At 52.0% G+C, this 256-nt stretch carries 1 protein-coding gene; it reads right to left on the bottom strand.

The annotated features are described in order from the left end of the window. A partial coding sequence (locus tag ACHFIY_RS19345) for a hypothetical protein (protein ID WP_410847777.1) occupies window positions 1–256 on the bottom strand: 256 nt, incomplete at both ends.

Raw genomic sequence — 256 nt, 5'->3', positions numbered from 1 at the left:
TATGCCAGCCCCGGAAGCTGCTGACCACGCAAGGTTCACAATGCCTGCCTTGTAATAACCGGTAAAGCTTTTTAATGCAATAGGCAATAAAGGCGCCGAGGTATCTGTACAGCCGTTGGCATAAATAGCCACTACGCTGTAGCTGCCAGTTTGTATGGTATTATTGTAGCTAACGCCTGTAGCCCCTGGCTGGGGTATCCCGTTGAACAACCACTGGTAGCTAGACGGTGTGCCGCTGGCCACAGCAGTAAGCGAG

This window comes from Parasediminibacterium schistidii, from assembly GCF_046546515.1.
Classification (GTDB): Bacteria; Bacteroidota; Bacteroidia; order Chitinophagales; family Chitinophagaceae; genus Parasediminibacterium.
The sequence above is the reverse complement of the archived record's forward strand: the minus strand, read 5'-3'. Positions and strand labels throughout refer to the sequence as shown.